The sequence below is a fragment of the Enterococcus sp. AAFC-DPL-5146 genome, assembly GCF_058216635.1.
Genome location: NZ_CM177103.1, coordinates 333,859 through 351,637, shown reverse-complemented (window position 1 = coordinate 351,637; position 17,779 = coordinate 333,859). Strand labels below are relative to the sequence as shown.

Annotated in this window: 25 protein-coding genes; all 25 read right to left on the bottom strand. The window is 38.2% G+C overall.

Features of this window, described 5'->3' with window-relative positions:
- Window position 1 precedes the first annotated feature (1 nt).
- Window positions 2-358 carry a 50S ribosomal protein L18 gene (gene rplR / locus AC4BB2_RS01585; RefSeq protein ID WP_010761675.1) on the bottom strand — a complete coding sequence of 119 codons (357 nt, stop codon included), beginning with the start codon at window positions 356-358 and terminating at the stop codon, window positions 2-4.
- 63 nt (window positions 359-421) lie between these two features.
- Complete coding sequence (rplF, locus tag AC4BB2_RS01580; protein ID WP_069635455.1) at window positions 422-958, bottom strand: 50S ribosomal protein L6; 537 nt, start codon at window positions 956-958, stop codon at window positions 422-424.
- 31 nt (window positions 959-989) lie between these two features.
- Window positions 990-1,388: a 30S ribosomal protein S8 gene (rpsH, locus tag AC4BB2_RS01575; protein ID WP_010761677.1), complete on the bottom strand. Its 399-nt coding sequence runs from the start codon at window positions 1,386-1,388 to the stop codon at window positions 990-992.
- A 35-nt stretch (window positions 1,389-1,423) separates the two neighbouring features.
- Window positions 1,424-1,609 (bottom strand): type Z 30S ribosomal protein S14, encoded by a 186-nt coding sequence (locus AC4BB2_RS01570; RefSeq protein WP_002356214.1) that lies wholly within the window; start codon window positions 1,607-1,609, stop codon window positions 1,424-1,426.
- A gap of 18 nt (window positions 1,610-1,627) precedes the next feature.
- On the bottom strand, window positions 1,628-2,167 hold the full coding sequence (gene rplE / locus AC4BB2_RS01565; RefSeq protein ID WP_010761678.1) for a 50S ribosomal protein L5: 540 nt from the start codon (window positions 2,165-2,167) through the stop codon (window positions 1,628-1,630).
- A 26-nt stretch (window positions 2,168-2,193) separates the two neighbouring features.
- Window positions 2,194-2,502: a 50S ribosomal protein L24 gene (gene rplX, locus AC4BB2_RS01560; RefSeq protein WP_010761679.1), complete on the bottom strand. Its 309-nt coding sequence runs from the start codon at window positions 2,500-2,502 to the stop codon at window positions 2,194-2,196.
- A 34-nt stretch (window positions 2,503-2,536) separates the two neighbouring features.
- The gene (gene rplN, locus AC4BB2_RS01555; RefSeq protein ID WP_010766218.1) at window positions 2,537-2,905 is read right to left on the bottom strand and encodes a 50S ribosomal protein L14; all 369 of its coding nucleotides are present in this window, start codon (window positions 2,903-2,905) and stop codon (window positions 2,537-2,539) included.
- 59 nt (window positions 2,906-2,964) lie between these two features.
- Window positions 2,965-3,231: a 30S ribosomal protein S17 gene (gene rpsQ / locus AC4BB2_RS01550; RefSeq protein WP_010761681.1), complete on the bottom strand. Its 267-nt coding sequence runs from the start codon at window positions 3,229-3,231 to the stop codon at window positions 2,965-2,967.
- Between the two features lie 23 nt (window positions 3,232-3,254).
- Window positions 3,255-3,443, bottom strand: coding sequence for a 50S ribosomal protein L29 (rpmC, locus tag AC4BB2_RS01545; RefSeq protein ID WP_010766220.1), 189 nt, complete (start codon window positions 3,441-3,443; stop codon window positions 3,255-3,257).
- Window positions 3,433-3,867, bottom strand: coding sequence for a 50S ribosomal protein L16 (rplP, locus tag AC4BB2_RS01540; RefSeq protein ID WP_289868718.1), 435 nt, complete (start codon window positions 3,865-3,867; stop codon window positions 3,433-3,435). The genes rpmC and rplP overlap by 11 nt, the downstream gene beginning before the upstream one ends.
- Window positions 3,868-3,869: 2 nt before the next feature.
- A complete protein-coding gene (gene rpsC / locus AC4BB2_RS01535; protein ID WP_490473709.1) occupies window positions 3,870-4,526 on the bottom strand; it encodes a 30S ribosomal protein S3 in 657 nt (218 codons plus the stop codon).
- A gap of 211 nt (window positions 4,527-4,737) precedes the next feature.
- Entirely contained in the window at window positions 4,738-5,085 is a 348-nt protein-coding gene (gene rplV / locus AC4BB2_RS01530; RefSeq protein WP_069635459.1) for a 50S ribosomal protein L22, read from the bottom strand.
- Window positions 5,086-5,106: 21 nt separating this feature from the next.
- Window positions 5,107-5,385 carry a 30S ribosomal protein S19 gene (rpsS, locus tag AC4BB2_RS01525; protein WP_069635460.1) on the bottom strand — a complete coding sequence of 93 codons (279 nt, stop codon included), beginning with the start codon at window positions 5,383-5,385 and terminating at the stop codon, window positions 5,107-5,109.
- Between the two features lie 42 nt (window positions 5,386-5,427).
- Complete coding sequence (gene rplB / locus AC4BB2_RS01520; protein WP_490473708.1) at window positions 5,428-6,258, bottom strand: 50S ribosomal protein L2; 831 nt, start codon at window positions 6,256-6,258, stop codon at window positions 5,428-5,430.
- A 39-nt stretch (window positions 6,259-6,297) separates the two neighbouring features.
- Window positions 6,298-6,591: a 50S ribosomal protein L23 gene (gene rplW / locus AC4BB2_RS01515; protein WP_069635462.1), complete on the bottom strand. Its 294-nt coding sequence runs from the start codon at window positions 6,589-6,591 to the stop codon at window positions 6,298-6,300.
- Window positions 6,591-7,214: a 50S ribosomal protein L4 gene (gene rplD, locus AC4BB2_RS01510; RefSeq protein WP_490473707.1), complete on the bottom strand. Its 624-nt coding sequence runs from the start codon at window positions 7,212-7,214 to the stop codon at window positions 6,591-6,593. Before rplD ends, rplW begins: the two co-directional genes overlap by 1 nt.
- 25 nt (window positions 7,215-7,239) lie before the next feature.
- On the bottom strand, window positions 7,240-7,869 hold the full coding sequence (gene rplC / locus AC4BB2_RS01505; RefSeq protein WP_490473706.1) for a 50S ribosomal protein L3: 630 nt from the start codon (window positions 7,867-7,869) through the stop codon (window positions 7,240-7,242).
- 24 nt (window positions 7,870-7,893) lie between these two features.
- On the bottom strand, window positions 7,894-8,202 hold the full coding sequence (rpsJ, locus tag AC4BB2_RS01500; protein ID WP_002389727.1) for a 30S ribosomal protein S10: 309 nt from the start codon (window positions 8,200-8,202) through the stop codon (window positions 7,894-7,896).
- A gap of 369 nt (window positions 8,203-8,571) precedes the next feature.
- Complete coding sequence (locus AC4BB2_RS01495) at window positions 8,572-10,356, bottom strand: Cna B-type domain-containing protein (protein WP_490473705.1); 1,785 nt, start codon at window positions 10,354-10,356, stop codon at window positions 8,572-8,574.
- 381 nt (window positions 10,357-10,737) lie between these two features.
- Window positions 10,738-11,043, bottom strand: coding sequence for a PTS sugar transporter subunit IIB (locus AC4BB2_RS01490; protein ID WP_490473704.1), 306 nt, complete (start codon window positions 11,041-11,043; stop codon window positions 10,738-10,740).
- Between the two features lie 55 nt (window positions 11,044-11,098).
- Entirely contained in the window at window positions 11,099-12,700 is a 1,602-nt protein-coding gene (locus AC4BB2_RS01485; RefSeq protein WP_490473703.1) for a solute:sodium symporter family transporter, read from the bottom strand.
- Window positions 12,701-12,724: 24 nt separating this feature from the next.
- The gene (gene iolE / locus AC4BB2_RS01480; RefSeq protein ID WP_490473702.1) at window positions 12,725-13,618 is read right to left on the bottom strand and encodes a myo-inosose-2 dehydratase; all 894 of its coding nucleotides are present in this window, start codon (window positions 13,616-13,618) and stop codon (window positions 12,725-12,727) included.
- 30 nt (window positions 13,619-13,648) lie between these two features.
- Window positions 13,649-14,677: an inositol 2-dehydrogenase gene (gene iolG / locus AC4BB2_RS01475; protein ID WP_490473701.1), complete on the bottom strand. Its 1,029-nt coding sequence runs from the start codon at window positions 14,675-14,677 to the stop codon at window positions 13,649-13,651.
- Window positions 14,678-14,702: 25 nt separating this feature from the next.
- Window positions 14,703-15,707, bottom strand: coding sequence for a Gfo/Idh/MocA family protein (locus AC4BB2_RS01470; RefSeq protein ID WP_490473700.1), 1,005 nt, complete (start codon window positions 15,705-15,707; stop codon window positions 14,703-14,705).
- 143 nt (window positions 15,708-15,850) lie between these two features.
- Complete coding sequence (gene iolD / locus AC4BB2_RS01465) at window positions 15,851-17,764, bottom strand: 3D-(3,5/4)-trihydroxycyclohexane-1,2-dione acylhydrolase (decyclizing) (RefSeq protein WP_490473699.1); 1,914 nt, start codon at window positions 17,762-17,764, stop codon at window positions 15,851-15,853.
- Window positions 17,765-17,779: the final 15 nt, after the last annotated feature.

Here is a 17,779-nt window from a genome sequence, read left to right as displayed (position 1 = left end):
CCTAAAATTCTAGTCCATTTTCACGCGCTGCTTCAGCTAAAGCTTGCACGCGGCCATGGTAAAGGTATCCACCACGGTCAAAGACTACTACTTTAACGCCTTTTTCAGCGGCACGTTCAGCGATTAATTTACCAACAGCTGCGGCTGTTTCTGTTTTGTTTCCACCTGAAATTTCTTTATCTAAGGCAGAGGCACTTGCTAGCGTTACACCCGCTACGTCATCAATAATTTGAGCGTAGATGTTTTTGTTAGAACGGAAAACGTTCAAGCGTGGGCACTCAGCAGTACCAGAGATTTTGTTACGTACACGGCGATGTCTCTTTTGACGTGTTTTGTTTTTGTCTGGTTTTGTAATCACAATTGTCACCTCTTTAATTATGCTAGCACTTAAGCTGCGAATAGTAATTCAAACGAACTACTATTATTTACCAGTTTTACCTTCTTTACGACGTACGAATTCGCCAACATAGCGGATTCCTTTGCCTTTATAAGGTTCTGGAGGACGAACGCCACGGATGTTAGCTGCTAATTCACCAACGTGTTCTTTGTTAGCGCCTTTAACAACAACTTGTGTGTTCGAAGGTACTTCTACAGTTACACCAGCTGGTGGTGTGATTTCTACTGGATGAGAGTATCCAACGTTAAGAACTAATTTAGTTCCTTGCATTTGAGCACGGTACCCAACCCCGATAAGTTCAAGTCCTTTTTCAAAGCCTGTACTTACACCAACAACCATGTTATTGAAGTTCGCACGAGTTGTTCCGTGGATTGTTTTCATGTCTTTGCTATCATTTGGACGAGTGAAAGTTACTTCGTTTCCTTCGATATTCATTGTGATATCAGCAGAAAACTCACGTGTTAATTCACCTTTAGGTCCTTTTACAGTAATGTTGTTTCCTTCTTGTTTGACTTCAACGCCAGCAGGAAGTACAACGATTTTATTACCAATACGGCTCACTTAGAGACACCTCCTTGTGTGTTTTTTTAAATTACCATACGTAGGCGATTACTTCGCCGCCGATGTTTTTAGCTCTTGCTTCTTTATCAGTTACAACACCTTCAGAAGTAGAGATAATTGCGATTCCTAAACCATTTAATACTTTAGGTACTTCGTCAGATTTGACATAAGCACGTAAGCCTGGTTTAGAGATACGTTTTAAGTTAGTGATAACACGTTCTTCGTTTTTACCGTATTTAAGGAAAACACGAATCACGCCTTGTTTGTCATCTTCAATATATTCTACATCGCGTACAAAACCTTCACGTTTCAAGATTTCAGCGATATCACGTTTGATTTTTGACGCAGGCACTTCCAAGCTTTCATGTTTAACCATGTTTGCATTACGAATGCGCGTTAGAAAATCTGCAATTGGATCTGTCATGACCATTGAACTATTTACCTCCTTTATGCGAGTTTACTTGTTTACCAGCTAGCTTTCTTCACGCCGGGAATTTGACCTTTATAGGCAAGTTCGCGGAAGCAAATACGGCAAAGATGAAATTTACGATAAACTGAATGTGGACGTCCGCAACGTTCACAACGAGTATACGCTTGTGTTGAATGTTTTGCAGGGCGTTTGTTTTTAGCAATCATTGATTTTTTAGCCACGTAGTTCGCCTCCTTTTATTATTTTTGGAATGGCATACCTAATTGTGCCAACAATTCACGAGATTCTTCATCTGTGTTTGCTGTTGTTACAATAACGATGTCCATACCGCGTACTTTATCTACTAAATCATAATCAACTTCTGGGAAGATTAATTGTTCTTTAATACCTAAAGTGTAGTTACCACGTCCATCAAAGGCTTTTTTGCTTACTCCGTGGAAGTCACGTACACGAGGTAGAGAAACAGATACTAATTTATCTAAAAATTCGTACATTCTTTCTCCGCGTAAAGTAACTTTCGCACCGATTGGCATTCCTTCACGTAAACGGAAACCAGCGATTGATTTCTTAGCTTTTGTGATTAAAGGTTTTTGACCTGTGATCAATGCTAATTCTTCAACTGCTTTATCTAAGTTTTTTGCGTTTGAAACAGCGTCACCCACACCCATGTTAATAACGATTTTATCAACTTTAGGTGTTTGCATAACTGAACTATAATTAAATTTTTCCACTAATGATGGAGTAATTTCTTTAATATATTTTTCTTTCAGGCGGTTCATTTAGTAAGCCCCTCCTTCCTTTTAATCTATTTATCTAAGACTTCACCGGTTTTTTTAGAAACGCGGACTTTTTTACCATCGACTTCTTTGTAACCTACACGACCAGCTACACCTGTTCCGTCAATCACCATTACATTAGAAACATGAATCGGCGCTTCGACTTCTAGGATTCCGCCTTGCGGCGCTGCTTGATTTGGTTTTTGGTGTTTTTTCATGATGTTAACACCTTCAACGATGACTTTGTCTTTTTTAGGAAACGCTGCTAATACAACGCCTTCTTTGTTTTTGTCTTTACCAGTGATAATTTTCACTTTATCGCCTTTTTTAACAAACATTACTGTTTCGCACCTCCTTTGATACGTGTCCTGATTATAATACTTCTGGTGCTAGAGAAACGATCTTCATGAAGTTGTTTTCACGTAATTCACGTGCAACAGGACCGAAGATACGAGTTCCACGCGGGCTCTTATCATCACGAATAATTACAGCAGCATTTTCATCAAATTTAATGTATGAACCGTCTGTACGACGAGCTCCTGATTTAGTACGAACGATAACGGCTTTTACGACTTCACCTTTTTTGACAACTCCACCTGGTGTTGCTTGTTTAACCGTAGCAACGATCACGTCACCAATATTAGCAGTTTTACGTCCAGAACCACCTAGTACTTTAATCGTTAAGATTTCACGAGCACCTGAGTTGTCTGCGACTTTTAATCGGCTTTCTTGTTGGATCACGATGTGTATCCCCCTTTCAGATTTTATGTTTCAATCTATATAGGAAAATCTCGTTTTTATTAGATAATAACTGCTTCTTCGACTACCTCTAGTAAACGGAAACGTTTTGTAGCTGATAATGGACGAGTTTCCATGATTCTTACGATGTCTCCAACTTTTGCAGTGTTGTTTTCATCATGAGCTTTGTATTTCTTAGAATATTTCATACGTTTACCATAAATAGGGTGGTTTTTCTTCGTTTCTACGACAACAGTGATTGTTTTATCCATTTTGTCTGAAACAACACGACCTTGGTAAACTTTGCGTTGATTTCTTTCTTCAGTCATACGCGTTTGGCCTCCTTCCACTATTAGTTAGCTTGTTCACGCAATACTGTTTTGATGCGTGCAATCGATTGACGTACTTCTTTAATACGTGCAGTGTTTTCTAATTGACCTGTTGCTAGTTGGAATCTAAGATTAAATAATTCTTCTTTGAATTGCTTTTCTTTTTCAAGCATTTCGGCAGTGGTTAATTCTCTGATTTCTTTAACCTTCATTCGATTCACCACCCATTTCCTCACGTTTTACAATTTTGGTTTTCACCGGTAATTTGTGGGATGCAAGGCGAAGTGCTTCACGAGCTACTTCTTCAGGTACGCCTGCGATTTCAAACATGATCTTGCCACGTTTAACTGGTGAAACCCAGCCTTCAGGTGCCCCTTTACCTTTACCCATACGAACACCGATAGCTTTACTTGTATATGATTTGTGAGGGAAAATTTTAATCCATACTTTCCCGCCACGTTTCATATAACGAGTCATAGCAATACGGGCAGCTTCGATTTGACGGTTAGTAATCCAGTGAGATTCAGTTGCTTGTAAACCCCATTCACCAAATACTACTTCTTTTCCGCCTTTGGCTTCACCACGCATTTTACCTCTAAATTCACGACGGTGCTTTACACGTTTAGGTACTAACATGATTATTTCCCTCCTTTCTCAGTGTTTTTTTTCGTTGGAAGAATTTCTCCACGGTAAATCCACACTTTAACTCCTAATTTTCCGTAAGTTGTGTCTGCTTCTTCCCATGCGTAATCAATATCTGCACGCAAAGTGTGAAGTGGAACTGTACCTTCAGAGTAACCTTCTGAACGAGCGATATCAGCACCGTTTAAACGACCTGATACTTGTGTTTTGATACCTTTAGCGCCTGAACGCATAGTGCGTTGGATCGCTTGTTTTTGAGCACGACGGAAAGCAACACGGTTTTCTAATTGACGTGCAATTCCTTCGCCTACTAATTTTGCATCTAAATCTGGTTTTTTGATTTCAATGATGTTAATGTGAACTCTTTTACCAGTTAGTTGATTCAATGATTTTCTAAGGTTTTCGACTTCAGATCCGCCTTTACCGATAACCATACCTGGTTTAGCTGTGTGGATTGAAATGTTCACACGATTTGCAGCGCGCTCGATCTCAATTGTAGACACAGCGGCATCAGCAAGTTTTGTCGCGATAAATTTACGGATTCTTAAATCTTCGTGTAAGAACTCAGCATACTCTTTTTCAGCATACCATTTTGCATCCCAGTCGCGGATGATGCCTACACGCATTCCTATTGGATGTACTTTTTGACCCACTGATTGTCCCTCCTCTTAATTGTTGAGATTCTTTTTCTATTGAAGAAAAAAATTCTCTTTGAGGTTCGGTAGCCATTGCTGTAACACACAGTGACTGCTTTGCAGAACTGATGTGGCACAGTACAAGGTGTCTGTAAGGAACGTTGTCCCTTATGATCCCTTTATCCTAGGCTCCTCCTCTTATCTAGTGTTATCTGTTTAAAGAAACAAATTATTTTTCTGATACTACTACTGTAAGATGACTTGTACGTTTGTTAATTGGTGATGCTGAACCTTTTGCACGAGGACGGAAGCGTTTCATTGTTGGTCCTTCGTTGACAAATGCTTCAGATACTACTAAGTTTTCAACGTCTAAGTCAAAGTTGTTTTCTGCGTTAGCAACTGCTGACATTAAAACTTTTTCAATGATTCCAGCAGATTTGTTCGGTGTGAATTTCAAGATTGAAATTGCATCCGCAACGCTTTTACCTCTGATAAGATCGATTACTAAACGTGCTTTACGAGGTGAAGTGCGAACTGTTTTTGCAGTTGCCTTAGCTGATGTAATTTGTTCTGACATTTGCATTTCCTCCCCTCAAAATTAACGTCTAGTTTTCTTATCGTCGGCACCGTGGCCACGATAAGTTCTAGTTGGTGCAAATTCACCTAATTTATGTCCTACCATGTCTTCTTGAATGTATACTGGAACGTGTTTACGCCCATCATATACAGCAATTGTAAACCCAACAAATTGTGGGAAAATTGTAGAACGGCGAGACCAAGTTTTAATTACTTTTTTCTTTTCAGCACCTTCTTGAGCTTCTACTTTTTTCATTAGATGCTCATCGACGAAAGGTCCTTTTTTCAAACTACGACCCATGGTGAACCTCCTCTCAAAATGTACGACACATGGTCAAAAAAATTATTTAGTACGACGACGAACGATAAATTTATCGGATTTCGCTTTTTTGTTACGAGTTTTCAAGCCGATAGCTGGTTGACCCCAAGGTGATACTGGAGCTTTACGTCCGATCGGTTGTTTACCTTCACCACCACCGTGTGGGTGATCGTTCGGGTTCATTACGCTACCACGTACAGTTGGGCGTTTACGCATCCAACGAGAGCGGCCAGCTTTACCGATGTTGATTAATTCGTGTTGTTCGTTACCAACTGAACCGATAGTTGCACGGCATGTTGCTAAGATCATACGAACTTCTCCTGAGTTCAAACGGATTAATACGTATTTGCCTTCTTTACCAAGTACTTGAGCACTTGTTCCAGCTGAACGAATCAATTGACCGCCTTTACCAGGTTTCATTTCAATGTTGTGGACAACAGTACCTACTGGAATATTTTCCAATGGTAATGCGTTCCCTACTTTAATATCTGATTCTGGACCTGAAACTAGGCGCATGCCTACTTCCAATCCTTTTGGTGCTAGAATGTATGCTTTAATTCCATCTTCGTAATGTACTAACGCAATGTTAGCAGAACGGTTTGGATCATACTCGATAGTTTTGACAACCGCTACAACGTTATCTTTATTACGTTTGAAGTCAATCAAACGGTATTGACGTTTGTGACCGCCACCTTGATGACGAACTGTAATACGACCGTTATTGTTACGACCGGCATGGTTTTTTAATGGCGCCAACAACGTTTTTTCTGGTGTTGATGTCGTGATTTCAGCGAAATCAGATGCTGTCATATTACGACGGCCATTTGTGGTAGGTTTATACTTTTTAATCGCCACGTCTTTTTCCCTCCCATTTAGTAGTTAAACATGGACTGCTTATTCAGCAGCATCAAAAATTTGAATTTCTTTTGAATCATTTGTTAATGTCACAACTGCTTTGCGACGTTTTTTAGTGTATCCAGCATGTTTACCCATACGTTTGAATTTAGGACGTACGTTCATGATGTTTACGTTTTTTACTTTAACACCTTCAAAAGCTGATTCTACAGCTTGTTTTACTAATGTTTTGTTTGCGCGAGTGTCCACTTCAAAAGTGTATTTCTTTTCGTCCATAGCTAGCATGGATTTTTCAGTGATCACTGGGCGTTTGATTAGGTCTAGTAAGTTCATTATGCAAGCACCTCCTCAATTTGAGTAAGAGCAGTTTGTGTTGCCAATACTTTAGTATTAGAAACGATATCTAGAACACTTACGTTATCAGAAGTTACTACAGAAACGTTTGGTAGATTACGTGCAGACAACGCTGCGAAATCATTTTCAGTTTCTAGAACAACTAATACTTTAGTATCAATAGATAAGTTTGTAAGAACTTGTTTAAATTCTTTTGTTTTTGGTGCATCGAAGCTTAACGCATCAACAGCAACCAAGTTGTTTTCAGCAACTTTATCTGACAATACAGATTTCATTGCTAAACGACGAACTTTTTTAGGAAGTTTGTAGCTGTAAGAACGCGGTGTTGGTCCGAAGACTACGCCACCTCCACGCCATTGTGGTGAACGGATTGAACCTTGACGAGCACGTCCAGTTCCTTTTTGGCGCCATGGTTTACGGCCGCCGCCACGAACTTCTCCGCGGTGTTTTACTGAGTGTGTGCCTTGTCTTAATGAAGCGCGTTGCATGATGATTGCATCGTAGACAACTGTTTCATTTGGTTCGATTCCAAAAATCTCTTCGTTTAAAGTGATTTCACCATTTTGAGTTCCATCTTGTTTAAATAATGCTACATTCGGCATTCCTTAGTTCCTCCTTTCTCTACGCTTATTTAGCTTTCACAGCTGATTTGATTGTGATTAATGATTTTTTCGCTCCAGGAATGTTACCTTTGATCATGATTACATTTCTTTCAGCGTCCACTTTAACAATTTCAAGGTTTTGAATTGTTACGCGGTTGCCACCCATACGGCCAGCAAGTTTTTTATTTTTAAATACACGGTTAGGTGCTACTGGACCCATTGACCCAGGACGACGGTGGTAACGAGAACCGTGAGACATTGGTCCGCGGCTTTGTCCGTGACGTTTGATAACGCCTTGGAATCCTTTACCTTTCGAAGTTCCTGTAACATCAATAATGTCTCCTGCTTGGAAAACATCTACCTTAATTTCTTTACCTACTTCATATTCTCCCAGCTCAACATTTTTGAATTCCTTAATGAAGCGCTTAGGAGCCGTGTTTGCTTTTGCAACATGACCTTTCGCAGGTTTGTTCGATAAAACTTCACGTTTGTCTTGGTAACCGATTTGGATAGCTTCGTATCCGTCAGTTGCAATAGTTTTTACTTGTAACACTACGTTTGGCGTAGCTTCAACTACTGTTACTGGAATTAATTCACCAGACTCAGTAAAGATTTGTGTCATTCCCACTTTTTTTCCTAAGATTCCTTTGGTCATGAGTACACCTCCATCATCTTGATTTTATAGTTTGATTTCAATATTCACACCAGATGGTAAGTCAAGCTTCATTAAAGCATCAACTGTTTTTGGTGTTGGGTTCACAATGTCGATTAGACGTTTGTGCGTACGCATTTCGAATTGTTCGCGTGAATCTTTGTATTTATGAGTCGCACGAATAACTGTGTAAAGCGAGCGTTCTGTTGGTAATGGAATTGGTCCTGACACGTCAGCTCCAGTTCTTTTTGCTGTTTCCACAATTTTATCCGCTGATTGATCTAAAATACGATGTTCATACGCTTTTAAACGGATACGAATTTTTTGTTTTGCCATCTTGTTCCCTCCTTCGCCTATTTTGAAAGTAGACATAGCTCCACGAAAATTTTTCCGTCACGCTCGTTCGTGGCAAAGCGTCCGGGCGTGTCGCAACCTCTCGTTTCTTAGCCGGTAGATCAAAAGCTTGATTTACCAATGCTTTTCACACTTCTGTAAATAGCACCTTTGTAAGTATATTACAGAAACACTGTAATAGCAAGGTTTTTTTTCGAAAAATCAACTTTTTTTTATCTGTTTTTTATAAGGTGAGTATTCATTTTTAGCTTCTAAATGTAAAGAACGTAAAAATAGAAAACACCGCAAAAAAAGTTCGTTCGACAGTTCATCGAATGACTTGTTTGCGACATTCTCTATTTCTAACCAACCTTACTTAATAGATTGCTCATTTATTTTTACAAAACGATAGCAGCACATAAAACTACCAATTATATAAATCATCCACAAAAGAGCCGTTAAATTAGGTATCTTCTCCCCTGTATTAGGCAACTTCTTCTGACTTTCTTCTTTTTTGTCCGACTGTTTTTTTGGTTCATCATGTTTTTCAGACTGAACCGTCAAGACCTGTTCCTCTTTTATTTCTTCTGGATCATTTTTTTCATCTTCTGAAGTACCTGTTTCTTCTATTATAAATGTATTAATGATTGTCGTCCCTTGAATACTAGATTCGTAATAGGGAACAGGTTCTTCCGAGACTGTATATTGATAAAGATTTCCTTCTTCATCATATTTCTCAAGACCTTCAAAAGCATATAGCCACTGGCCTGCTTCGGACGAACTAACTTCTTGATTAGCTATTTTCATTCCATTTTGTAGCAAATTGACTGTAATGCTTTCTGGACGTTTCTTTTTTATATCATTATCATCTGCCCAAATTTTTTCACCACGAAACACTGTCGGCGTGTCATTTTTTTCATTTTCAACAGCCAGTAAGACCCCTTTTTCATCTCCAGATTGAATACTGAACCAATACTCCTGATTAGCATCAAAAATCACATTTGCCGGAGCGGCTGTTTCTTTTATATAATAGGTCCCTTCTAGTAAATCCGTTACCAGAATTTCGCCAGCTTCATTCGTCATTAACTTGTCATCCAAAAGTGTACCGTCATTGGTGTACAAGGAGAATGCTACATTCTTGATTCGCTCATCTGGATGTCCCGTTACATACTTAATAATTTTTAATTCGCTTTTCCCTGGTAGTTCCCCAATGATTTCTCCGCCATAAGAAATGTTTGTGACTATTGCTCCGTTTGAGTCCTCAACAATACCTGACATGTCATGATAGTCAAGCTGATAGTAGTTATCAAATTTTTCCAACATGTGCCCAAATTCAGTGATTTCGGCTTCATAATAGACAGTCAAATTTTTCTTAGACAAAAAGCTACCTGAAACCTCAATATCTAATCCTGTCTTTTCAGTATTAATCGATCCATAACCACTCTCATTGAATTCTTCCGGGGTAAAAGTTTGACCATCTGAAAAGCGCAACTCCAGCACACCATCTTTCATCAACATCCCCTGACCAAATTTATCCGCGAGGCGAACTGGTTGATCGGGCAGTTCTTGTTCATTGATATTAAAATTCAAAAACCAACGAATGGTTGAAGGGTCATCTGGTAAAATATCTCCTGTTTTATAGAAGAATATATCTGGTGTTTCTCCACCGCCTTCTGGGTTGTGAATGGTCACTGTTTTAGAGGGAATCGTTTCTTTCCCAAAATTAGTTGTCACTTCTTTCGACTCTCCTGATTCCACCCCTTGCGCTTGGGCAGTGACAACAAATTTACCTCGGATATTCAATAGTTTTTCTACCGTATCATTGAATACAATTTGAATTTGGTCATCTACCACATGCACCATACCAAAACTAGTACCATTTGCATCATTTAAAGGAAAGTCTGTATGAAATCCTCTTAATTCAGGTGGTAACTTCAATGTTAAGGTGTCTCCACTTTTTAAATCATATTCTTCTTTCTCACTAAACTCAAACGATAATTTTAAATTTTGACCTACTTGGACTTCTTCCTTATCAAAAGTAAAGTTGTCTATAAACTTTTGATCTGAAAGCTCCTGCGCTTTGCTCAACGTACTTAATGAAAATAATCCAACAAACAGTACTAAAATAGTTACTAAACCGATAATTTTTTTAAACATAATTTTCTCCTTAGTTGTCATTCAACAAACTTAAAAATTTTTCATTATGTTTACCCAACTTTTTTTCACTCAATTATTCTATTTATTTCCTCCCATTCTCGTTTTGGATTCATATCAACAACACTATTATTATAACATAATACAAACTTAACCATCCTTTTATATATTTTTTTAATACATCCGATATAAACAATCCTTTTATATCATCCTTAACTATTCTATCTAGCAGAGTGTGAGACAAAAGAAAAAAACATCTTTACTTCAACACGAATTGAATTATTTTAAATACAATTCATATTGAAATGAAGATGTTTTATTCACTCTTTTTCCTATTTACTTATTTCATAATTATATAGTTTTTTCCTACTACTTTACACTTTCTCAAAATGCACTAATAATTTTTTCCACATTCATGTATTGAAAGTCTTCTGGTTTAATAAATATAACTTCAGACGTGCATTTTTTTTGATCAATGATCGTTTGTATTTTCTCTTTGTGCCGGGCAACTTGCGGCGTCAAAAGAAGTACATCATAATTTTTAAAGTCAATCTTCTCTTTTACTCTGCTTATTGGGGCGTAATCAATGATGTAGTCTAAATGCTTTTCTTTTATTGTTTCAAGAATTTTTGACACTAATAATGATGCGCTTATTCCCGATTCACAAATAATTAAAATTGTCTTTTCCATAGTAATCCTCCTGTACCTTTGATAATTAATTCCCTAACCAACTCAATACTAGCACTTATTTCAAACTAGCCAAACCCATGGGGGAAAAAGCAACATATGTTAGAATAACGATCAACACTAAAGCAACAGATACGATTTTTGTATAACGCCATGGCTTAATGTCCACTTTTGTATCAAATGACTCTAGCACAAAGCTTCCGTCTGGTTTCCATTTAGAGATTGCTAACATAATCAAAACATCTAAAAAGAATAGGATACTTAATACATACAGAAAGTGAATGTCTTTTAAAAAGAATTTTGACAGCGCATACAAAACAATGTGTATGGCAATCGTCGCTTTCGCTGCAACTGCTGTTGCTTTCTTTGAATAAAAAGCAAATAGAATAATCACCAACAACGGCATATTATACAATCCATTAAACTCTTGTACAAATTGATATAATCCTGCGGGTGCAAATGATATGAACGGTGCTACAACAACCGAGATTATTCCAACTATTATAGTAACAATTTTCCCTGCCCGTGCAATTTGATGGTCATTGGCTTGTTTATTAATTACCGGTTTGTAAAAATCTAGGGAAAATAGTGTTGCGGTGGCATTCAAAGCACCTGCAAAAGAGGAGAGAATCGCGCCAAAAATCACTGCAGCAAAAACACCAAACAAAGCTTGCGGTAAAACTTCTGTCACCAGATTGGGATAGGCATTATCAGGATTACTCATCAATGCATCACCGAAAATATTACGAGCAACAATCCCTGGAAATACCAAGAACAAGGCCCCAAATACTTTAAAAATCCCCACTAAGAATGTTCCTTTTTGTGCTTCTGCTAAGTTTTTCCCAGATAACGCTTTTTGGACGATCATTTGATTGGTACACCAGAAATATAAATTATTAAACAACATTCCTGTAAGTAACGTCGGCCACGGCACAATCGCTGAGTCGATCGCCCCAACAGAATTAAGCAACCATGGCGTATGATCCACAATATAATCAAGTCCTCCGATAAAATTCCCACTACCTAACTTCATCACACCTAGAATCGGCACCAACAATCCGCAAAGCAACAACCCTACGCCATAAACGGTATCACTATTTGCACTTAATGATAAACCACCAATCAGTAAGTATAAAATACCGATAACACCAATAATCAAGGCAACCAAAATAATAGCGATAATTGGACGAACGCCTAGTAGTTCATCAATATGAAAAATTTTATTGAACACTAATGAGCCAGAATATAAAACCACAGGTAAAAAAGAAATCATATACGTAACAATAAATAGAATTGAGATAATTCTTTTAGTTAACGTATCATACCGAATTTCGATAAAATCTGAAACAGTATTAATTCCATATTTAAAGTACTTCGGTAAAAAAACGACTGCCAACGCAACGATAGCAATAGCCGCCGTTACTTCCCAAGCCATCACTTCCATACCAGCATGATAACTTTGGCCATTTTGCCCAACGATTTGTTCTGTAGATAAGTTGGTCATAATAATGGATCCTGCAATCGGCAAAGCCGTTAGACTTCTTCCTCCCATGAAAAAACCTTCCGACCCTGATGTATCTACACCTCTTGAGCGGCTGTAAGCAAACAACCACACACATGCTACAATTACGACAAAACTAATAAGAGAAAATATATTCATAACTCCCCCGCCTTTTTTCGGATTTTATATATTCGTGATCTCACGAATATACTTTCTCGCCTTCACTGCATATTCAAAAGGGTTAGCTTTTGCTGGATCTTGCTCTGCTTCTACTACAATCCATCCACTATAGCCACTTTTTTCAATCTCTTCCCAAATCGGGATAAAATCAATCATTCCATCTTCTGGAACAGTAAACACCCCGGCTTTAACTGCATTCAGAAAACTTTGTTCCGTGGTTTTGACTTGTTTTGCAACAGCTTCTCGAATATCTTTAAAATGAATGTGTTTGATTCGTTTTTGATGTTTTCGGTAAACAGAAATAGGATCTTCACCAGAAAAAACTAAATGGCCTGTATCAAAAAGTAATGACACTTTTTCCGGATCAGTTAACTCCATCAAACGGTCAATTTCTTCTGCGGTTTGAACCCCCGTCCCCATATGGTGATGATAAACGATCGACATGTCTTTGGTGTTCGCTAATTCTCCTAGTCGTTCTAAACCTGCAACTAACATCTTCCAATCCTCATCCGTATAAACTGGTTTTTCCTTAAAAAGCGCTGTTTCCATCTGTCCTTGAATACTGTGCCCTTGTTCGGAAACAACAATTACTTTGGCTCCCATTTCATATAAAAAATTCATATGATCAATAAAAGCTTGTTCCGTTTCTTCATAAGGTTTCGTGGTTAAAAAAGCGCTAAACCACGCACTTGCTACCGATAGTCCTCGAATATCAAGATAAGACTTTAACTCTTCTGGCTCTTTCGGATATTTATTTCCCACTTCGGTTCCCGTAAATCCTGCTAAAGCCATTTCACTGATACATTGTTCAAAGCTATTTTCTTTGCCTAGTTCAGGCATATCATCGTTCGTCCAAGCAATCGGTGCAATACCTAGACGGATTTTTTGTTGATTCATTTTTTTCTCCCCTTTCTATTTTGGTAGTTCTTATTTATTTTCAATAGTAATTAGTTTATGCGTTTCAAATGATTCTTTACATGCTAACGCCACTCTTGTTGACTGTAATCCGTCATTGGCTGAAATCTCTGGTTGTCTTTTTTCTTTGATACAGGCAATAAATTCTTTTGCTTCGTTTATGAAGGCTTCTCGAAAACGCTCTGGAAAATCTTGTGAACAAGACCGTACAACACCTTGTTCGTTCATAACTGTCACTAAATTTTTCTCTGGAGCTGCCGCCACCCGCAACATTCCTTTAGTTCCAATCAGCTCAGTTTCTACGTGATAACCATGATGACAATTCCGACCAGCAACTAAGATGGCCATTGTTTTATCTTCCAACTGCATAAGTGCAGTTCCTGTTTCCAGCTCGCCTACTTTATCTAGCTCTGGATAAGCAGCATTTTTGCCAATTGCCCAGACTGTTTGAATTTCTTTTTTTGTAAACCAGCGAACTAAGTCAATATCATGAATCGACATATCAACGAATATTCCGCCACTATCACTAGCTCCTGCAAATTTGACAAAACTTTCCATTCCTGAACTCGGATCAATACTGTAACAGCGAATAACAGTAAGTTCCCCTAATTCACCTGCTTCTACTAACTGTTTAGCATAGCGATACGAGTCATCGTAACGACGCATAAACCCAAGCATAAAGACTAGATCTGGATGTTTTTGGATCACTTTTTGGGTTTCTTTTATTTCATCTATATCTAAGCCGATGGGTTTTTCACTAAATACATGTTTGCCGTGTTCCATCGCCAACTGGATTTGTTGGCAATGAAAGCCAGATGGAGAAACGATAAATATGGCATCAATCGTTGGACTTTTGACCATTTCTTCATACGTTTTATAGGTTTCTTTTACCCCTAACTCTGCGATTGCATAATCTAGTTCTTCTTGAACAAAGCTACAGGCCGCAATCAACTGACATCCTTGAATGTTTTCTGCTAAGTTTTTTGCATGAACTTTTCCTAAACGGCCTAATCCGACAATACCAACTTTTATTTTCTCCATATCTTCTGACCTCCGATTAATTAATTTATTTGTATAATGCAGGACAATCTTCTAATTGAATCTTGACTTTCTCTCCTGATTCTCGTGCTTTTCCACACGCATCCATCGTAATAGCTGCTACATAGCCATCCCACGCAGTAGGACCGGCCAAGTTGCCATCTTGAATCGAACGTACCCATAATTCAAATTCATAATCGTAGGCTTCAACAAAACGAGTTTGCCAATCCGGGGAGATGTTTGTATAGTTTTTTCCTTTTGATTTTACGTGTGTATAAGCTGGATCTTCTAAGCCAATTTCTCCGGTTTCACAAACCACATCACACTTGATGTCATAACCAAATTGACAGTTAACAAAAATCTCTAAATCAATATGGATACCAGATGTTGTTTCTAAGATCAGCATTTGCGGGTCATGTAATTTTTCATGAGTAAAGCTTGTTTGTTTCGGTAAAATCATTTGGGCTGAGACATAATCTTCCTGCAACAACCAACGTAGTGCGTCAATTTCATGAATGCCTGTGTTAATGATTGCCATCGGTGTTAGATAGTTTTCATCTGCTGTGGGATTTCGGTGGGCACAATGTAACATTAAAGGTTCCCCGAATTGTCTCGTTTCAATTGCCTGTTTCAGTTCAATATAGCCTCGATCATACCTTCTCATAAAGCCAACTTGAACTAATTTTTTCCCAGCTGCAATTTCTGCATCAACAATTCGTTTACATCCTGCACTATCTGTCGCAAGCGGTTTTTCACAAAATACATATTTTCCATGTTTGATTGCCTCTAGAACGTATTTTTCATGGGTTGGGTCCCACGAGGTCACAACAACAATATCCACATTTGATGAAGCTATCAATTCTTCTCCTGTTTCAAAAAAGACTGCGTTAATCTGATTTGCTAAATTCGTTGCCTGATCAACATTGATATCAGAAACGGCAGTAACAAATGCACCCTGTACCTTTTCATTGATTCTTTTAATATGTTCGATTCCAATTGCGCCTGTTCCGATAACACCAACTTTTAAATCCATTTTTTTGCCTCCAGTATTTTATTTGTGTGAATATATCGTCTTATAAGCATGAATCGTATGCGCACTCAAATGGTTTTAGTCACCTAACTAACTCCATATAAGTGGACTACTTGTTTTTTTATAATGATCGTTTAGGTATATAATTAATAAGTTTTAGCTTTTTTCAACATTTTTTGACTACGCTCATAGGCTTCATGGATATCCTGACTACCTGATACCTCTGCGACTCCCACATGCCACCAACTTTCATAGCCGTCTGACATCGTTTTTGGTAATACTTTCATTTCAATCAACGTTGATTTTTCTTGCTTAGCAGCATCTTTTAGCGCAGTCTCCAACTCTTCTTTCGTATTGGCACGAAACACTTTAGCTCCATATCCTTCTGCTATTTTGGCATAATCAATAGCCATAATTTGGTTATTTGAGTCTCTAAACTCACACTTATAACTACCACTGCCGTTTTCCATCTGTAAGTTGTTGATGCAGCCGAATCCTGAATTATCAAACAACATAATATTGATTTTTTGATTATATTGAAGGGCTGTGACTAGTTCTGAATGAAGCATCAAGAAGCTGCCATCTCCCACCATAGCGTAAACTTCTTGTTCTGGCTGCGCTAATTTCACTCCTAAAGCTCCGCCGATTTCATAGCCCATACATGAATAACCGTATTCTAAATGATACGTATTTGGAACAGCTGGATTCCATAAACGCTGCATATCACCTGGTAAGGAGCCTGCTGATGCAACAACAATGCTGTCTTTTGCAACATGATCATTGATCGTAATAAACGCTCTAGTTTGAAGAAATTCTGTATCTAAAGCTGTTGCATACTCATTTAACTCCTCTTGGTTAAATTGTCCTTTGATTTCTGGCGTGAAATTTTCTTTTGAAAACACACCGTCTCTCAAACGATTTCGTTCTATCGTCCATTCATCTTTCAATCTCTGAATTTCTGTTCCAAAATCAGTTTGATAGCCTTCCAACATTGGAATGAGCGCTTCAAGGGTTTCTTTCGCATCGCCAATAAGTTGAAATGCATCAAATTTATATGCCTGCATGCGATTAATATTGATATTCATAAACTTTGTTTGTTCATAATTAAACGCTGTTTTAGATGATGTCGTAAAATCGGTGTATCGAGTACCAATACCAATAATCAAATCAGCTTGTTGAACAGCTTTGTTTGCTGCTAATGTACCTAATACGCCTGTACCACCTAAATTATTTTTAAACCCAGCTTCCACTGTTGATTTCCCAGCATGAGTTTCTACTAAAGGAATAGCACATTGGTTAGATAAATCCATCAGTGCTTGACGAGCTTCAGAGTATTTCGCGCCACCACCAACGATGATTACAGGTTTCTTGCTTTCTCTAATTCGTTTAACGCCACCATCTAACTCACGAGATGTTGGAAGTGGTCGATTAATATAATGGATTCTTTTTTTGAAAAAATCTTCATCATAATCATAGGCTTCTGCTTCTGTATCTTGGGAGATGCAAATCGTCGCAGGTCCCGCTGTCGCCGGATTTGTCATCACTTCGAAAGCTCTTAGTAAACTACTCATCAACTGTTCTGGCCGTTGAATGCGATCCCAATATTTAGAAACAGCTTTAAACGCATCATTGGTTGTAGTTGCTGCACTTGTTTCATGCTCCAATTGTTGCAGTACAGGGTCAGGTTGTCTTGTTGCAAATGTATCTGCCGGCAAAATCAATACAGGAATATTATTAGCAAAGGCGGTAGCTGCGGCAGTAATCATATTCGCTGATCCAGGTCCCGCAGAAGCTGTTACTGCAAAAATCTTCTGACGTAACTTCTGTTTACTGTAAGCAACAGCTGCGTGTGTCATGCCTTGTTCATTTTTCCCTTGAATCACTTTTAAATGTCCTGAATTTTCCTCAAGTGCTTGCCCGATTCCCAGTACATTCCCGTGACCGAAAATATTGAATATCCCTTCAACAAATGGAAATTCTTCTCCATCAACATGGATGTATTGCTGATTTAAGAATTTGATAAGTGCTTGTGCAGTGGTTAGTCGAATTTTTTTAGTCATTAATTTTCCACCTTA

What these genes read in the sequence shown, in the direction of transcription:
- rpsH (WP_010761677.1), bottom strand. Translation starts at nt 1,388, where the DNA reads ATGGTCATGACAGATCCAATTGCAGATTTTCTAACGCGCATTCGTAAT.
- rplP (WP_289868718.1), bottom strand. Translation starts at nt 3,867, where the DNA reads ATGTTAGTACCTAAACGTGTAAAGCACCGTCGTGAATTTAGAGGTAAA.
- iolG (WP_490473701.1), bottom strand. Translation starts at nt 14,677, where the DNA reads ATGGAGAAAATAAAAGTTGGTATTGTCGGATTAGGCCGTTTAGGAAAA.
- AC4BB2_RS01490 (WP_490473704.1), bottom strand. Translation starts at nt 11,043, where the DNA reads ATGGAAAAGACAATTTTAATTATTTGTGAATCGGGAATAAGCGCATCA.
- rpsS (WP_069635460.1), bottom strand. Translation starts at nt 5,385, where the DNA reads ATGGGTCGTAGTTTGAAAAAAGGACCTTTCGTCGATGAGCATCTAATG.
- rplX (WP_010761679.1), bottom strand. Translation starts at nt 2,502, where the DNA reads ATGTTTGTTAAAAAAGGCGATAAAGTGAAAATTATCACTGGTAAAGAC.
- AC4BB2_RS01495 (WP_490473705.1), bottom strand. Translation starts at nt 10,356, where the DNA reads ATGTTTAAAAAAATTATCGGTTTAGTAACTATTTTAGTACTGTTTGTT.
- rpmC (WP_010766220.1), bottom strand. Translation starts at nt 3,443, where the DNA reads ATGAAGGTTAAAGAAATCAGAGAATTAACCACTGCCGAAATGCTTGAA.
- AC4BB2_RS01470 (WP_490473700.1), bottom strand. Translation starts at nt 15,707, where the DNA reads ATGGATTTAAAAGTTGGTGTTATCGGAACAGGCGCAATTGGAATCGAA.
- iolE (WP_490473702.1), bottom strand. Translation starts at nt 13,618, where the DNA reads ATGAATCAACAAAAAATCCGTCTAGGTATTGCACCGATTGCTTGGACG.
- rpsJ (WP_002389727.1), bottom strand. Translation starts at nt 8,202, where the DNA reads ATGGCAAAACAAAAAATTCGTATCCGTTTAAAAGCGTATGAACATCGT.
- rplV (WP_069635459.1), bottom strand. Translation starts at nt 5,085, where the DNA reads ATGTCAGAACAAATTACATCAGCTAAGGCAACTGCAAAAACAGTTCGC.
- rplC (WP_490473706.1), bottom strand. Translation starts at nt 7,869, where the DNA reads ATGACCAAAGGAATCTTAGGAAAAAAAGTGGGAATGACACAAATCTTT.
- rpsQ (WP_010761681.1), bottom strand. Translation starts at nt 3,231, where the DNA reads ATGACTGAAGAAAGAAATCAACGCAAAGTTTACCAAGGTCGTGTTGTT.
- rplW (WP_069635462.1), bottom strand. Translation starts at nt 6,591, where the DNA reads ATGAACTTACTAGACCTAATCAAACGCCCAGTGATCACTGAAAAATCC.
- AC4BB2_RS01485 (WP_490473703.1), bottom strand. Translation starts at nt 12,700, where the DNA reads ATGAATATATTTTCTCTTATTAGTTTTGTCGTAATTGTAGCATGTGTG.
- rplD (WP_490473707.1), bottom strand. Translation starts at nt 7,214, where the DNA reads ATGCCGAATGTAGCATTATTTAAACAAGATGGAACTCAAAATGGTGAA.
- iolD (WP_490473699.1), bottom strand. Translation starts at nt 17,764, where the DNA reads ATGACTAAAAAAATTCGACTAACCACTGCACAAGCACTTATCAAATTC.
- rplE (WP_010761678.1), bottom strand. Translation starts at nt 2,167, where the DNA reads ATGAACCGCCTGAAAGAAAAATATATTAAAGAAATTACTCCATCATTA.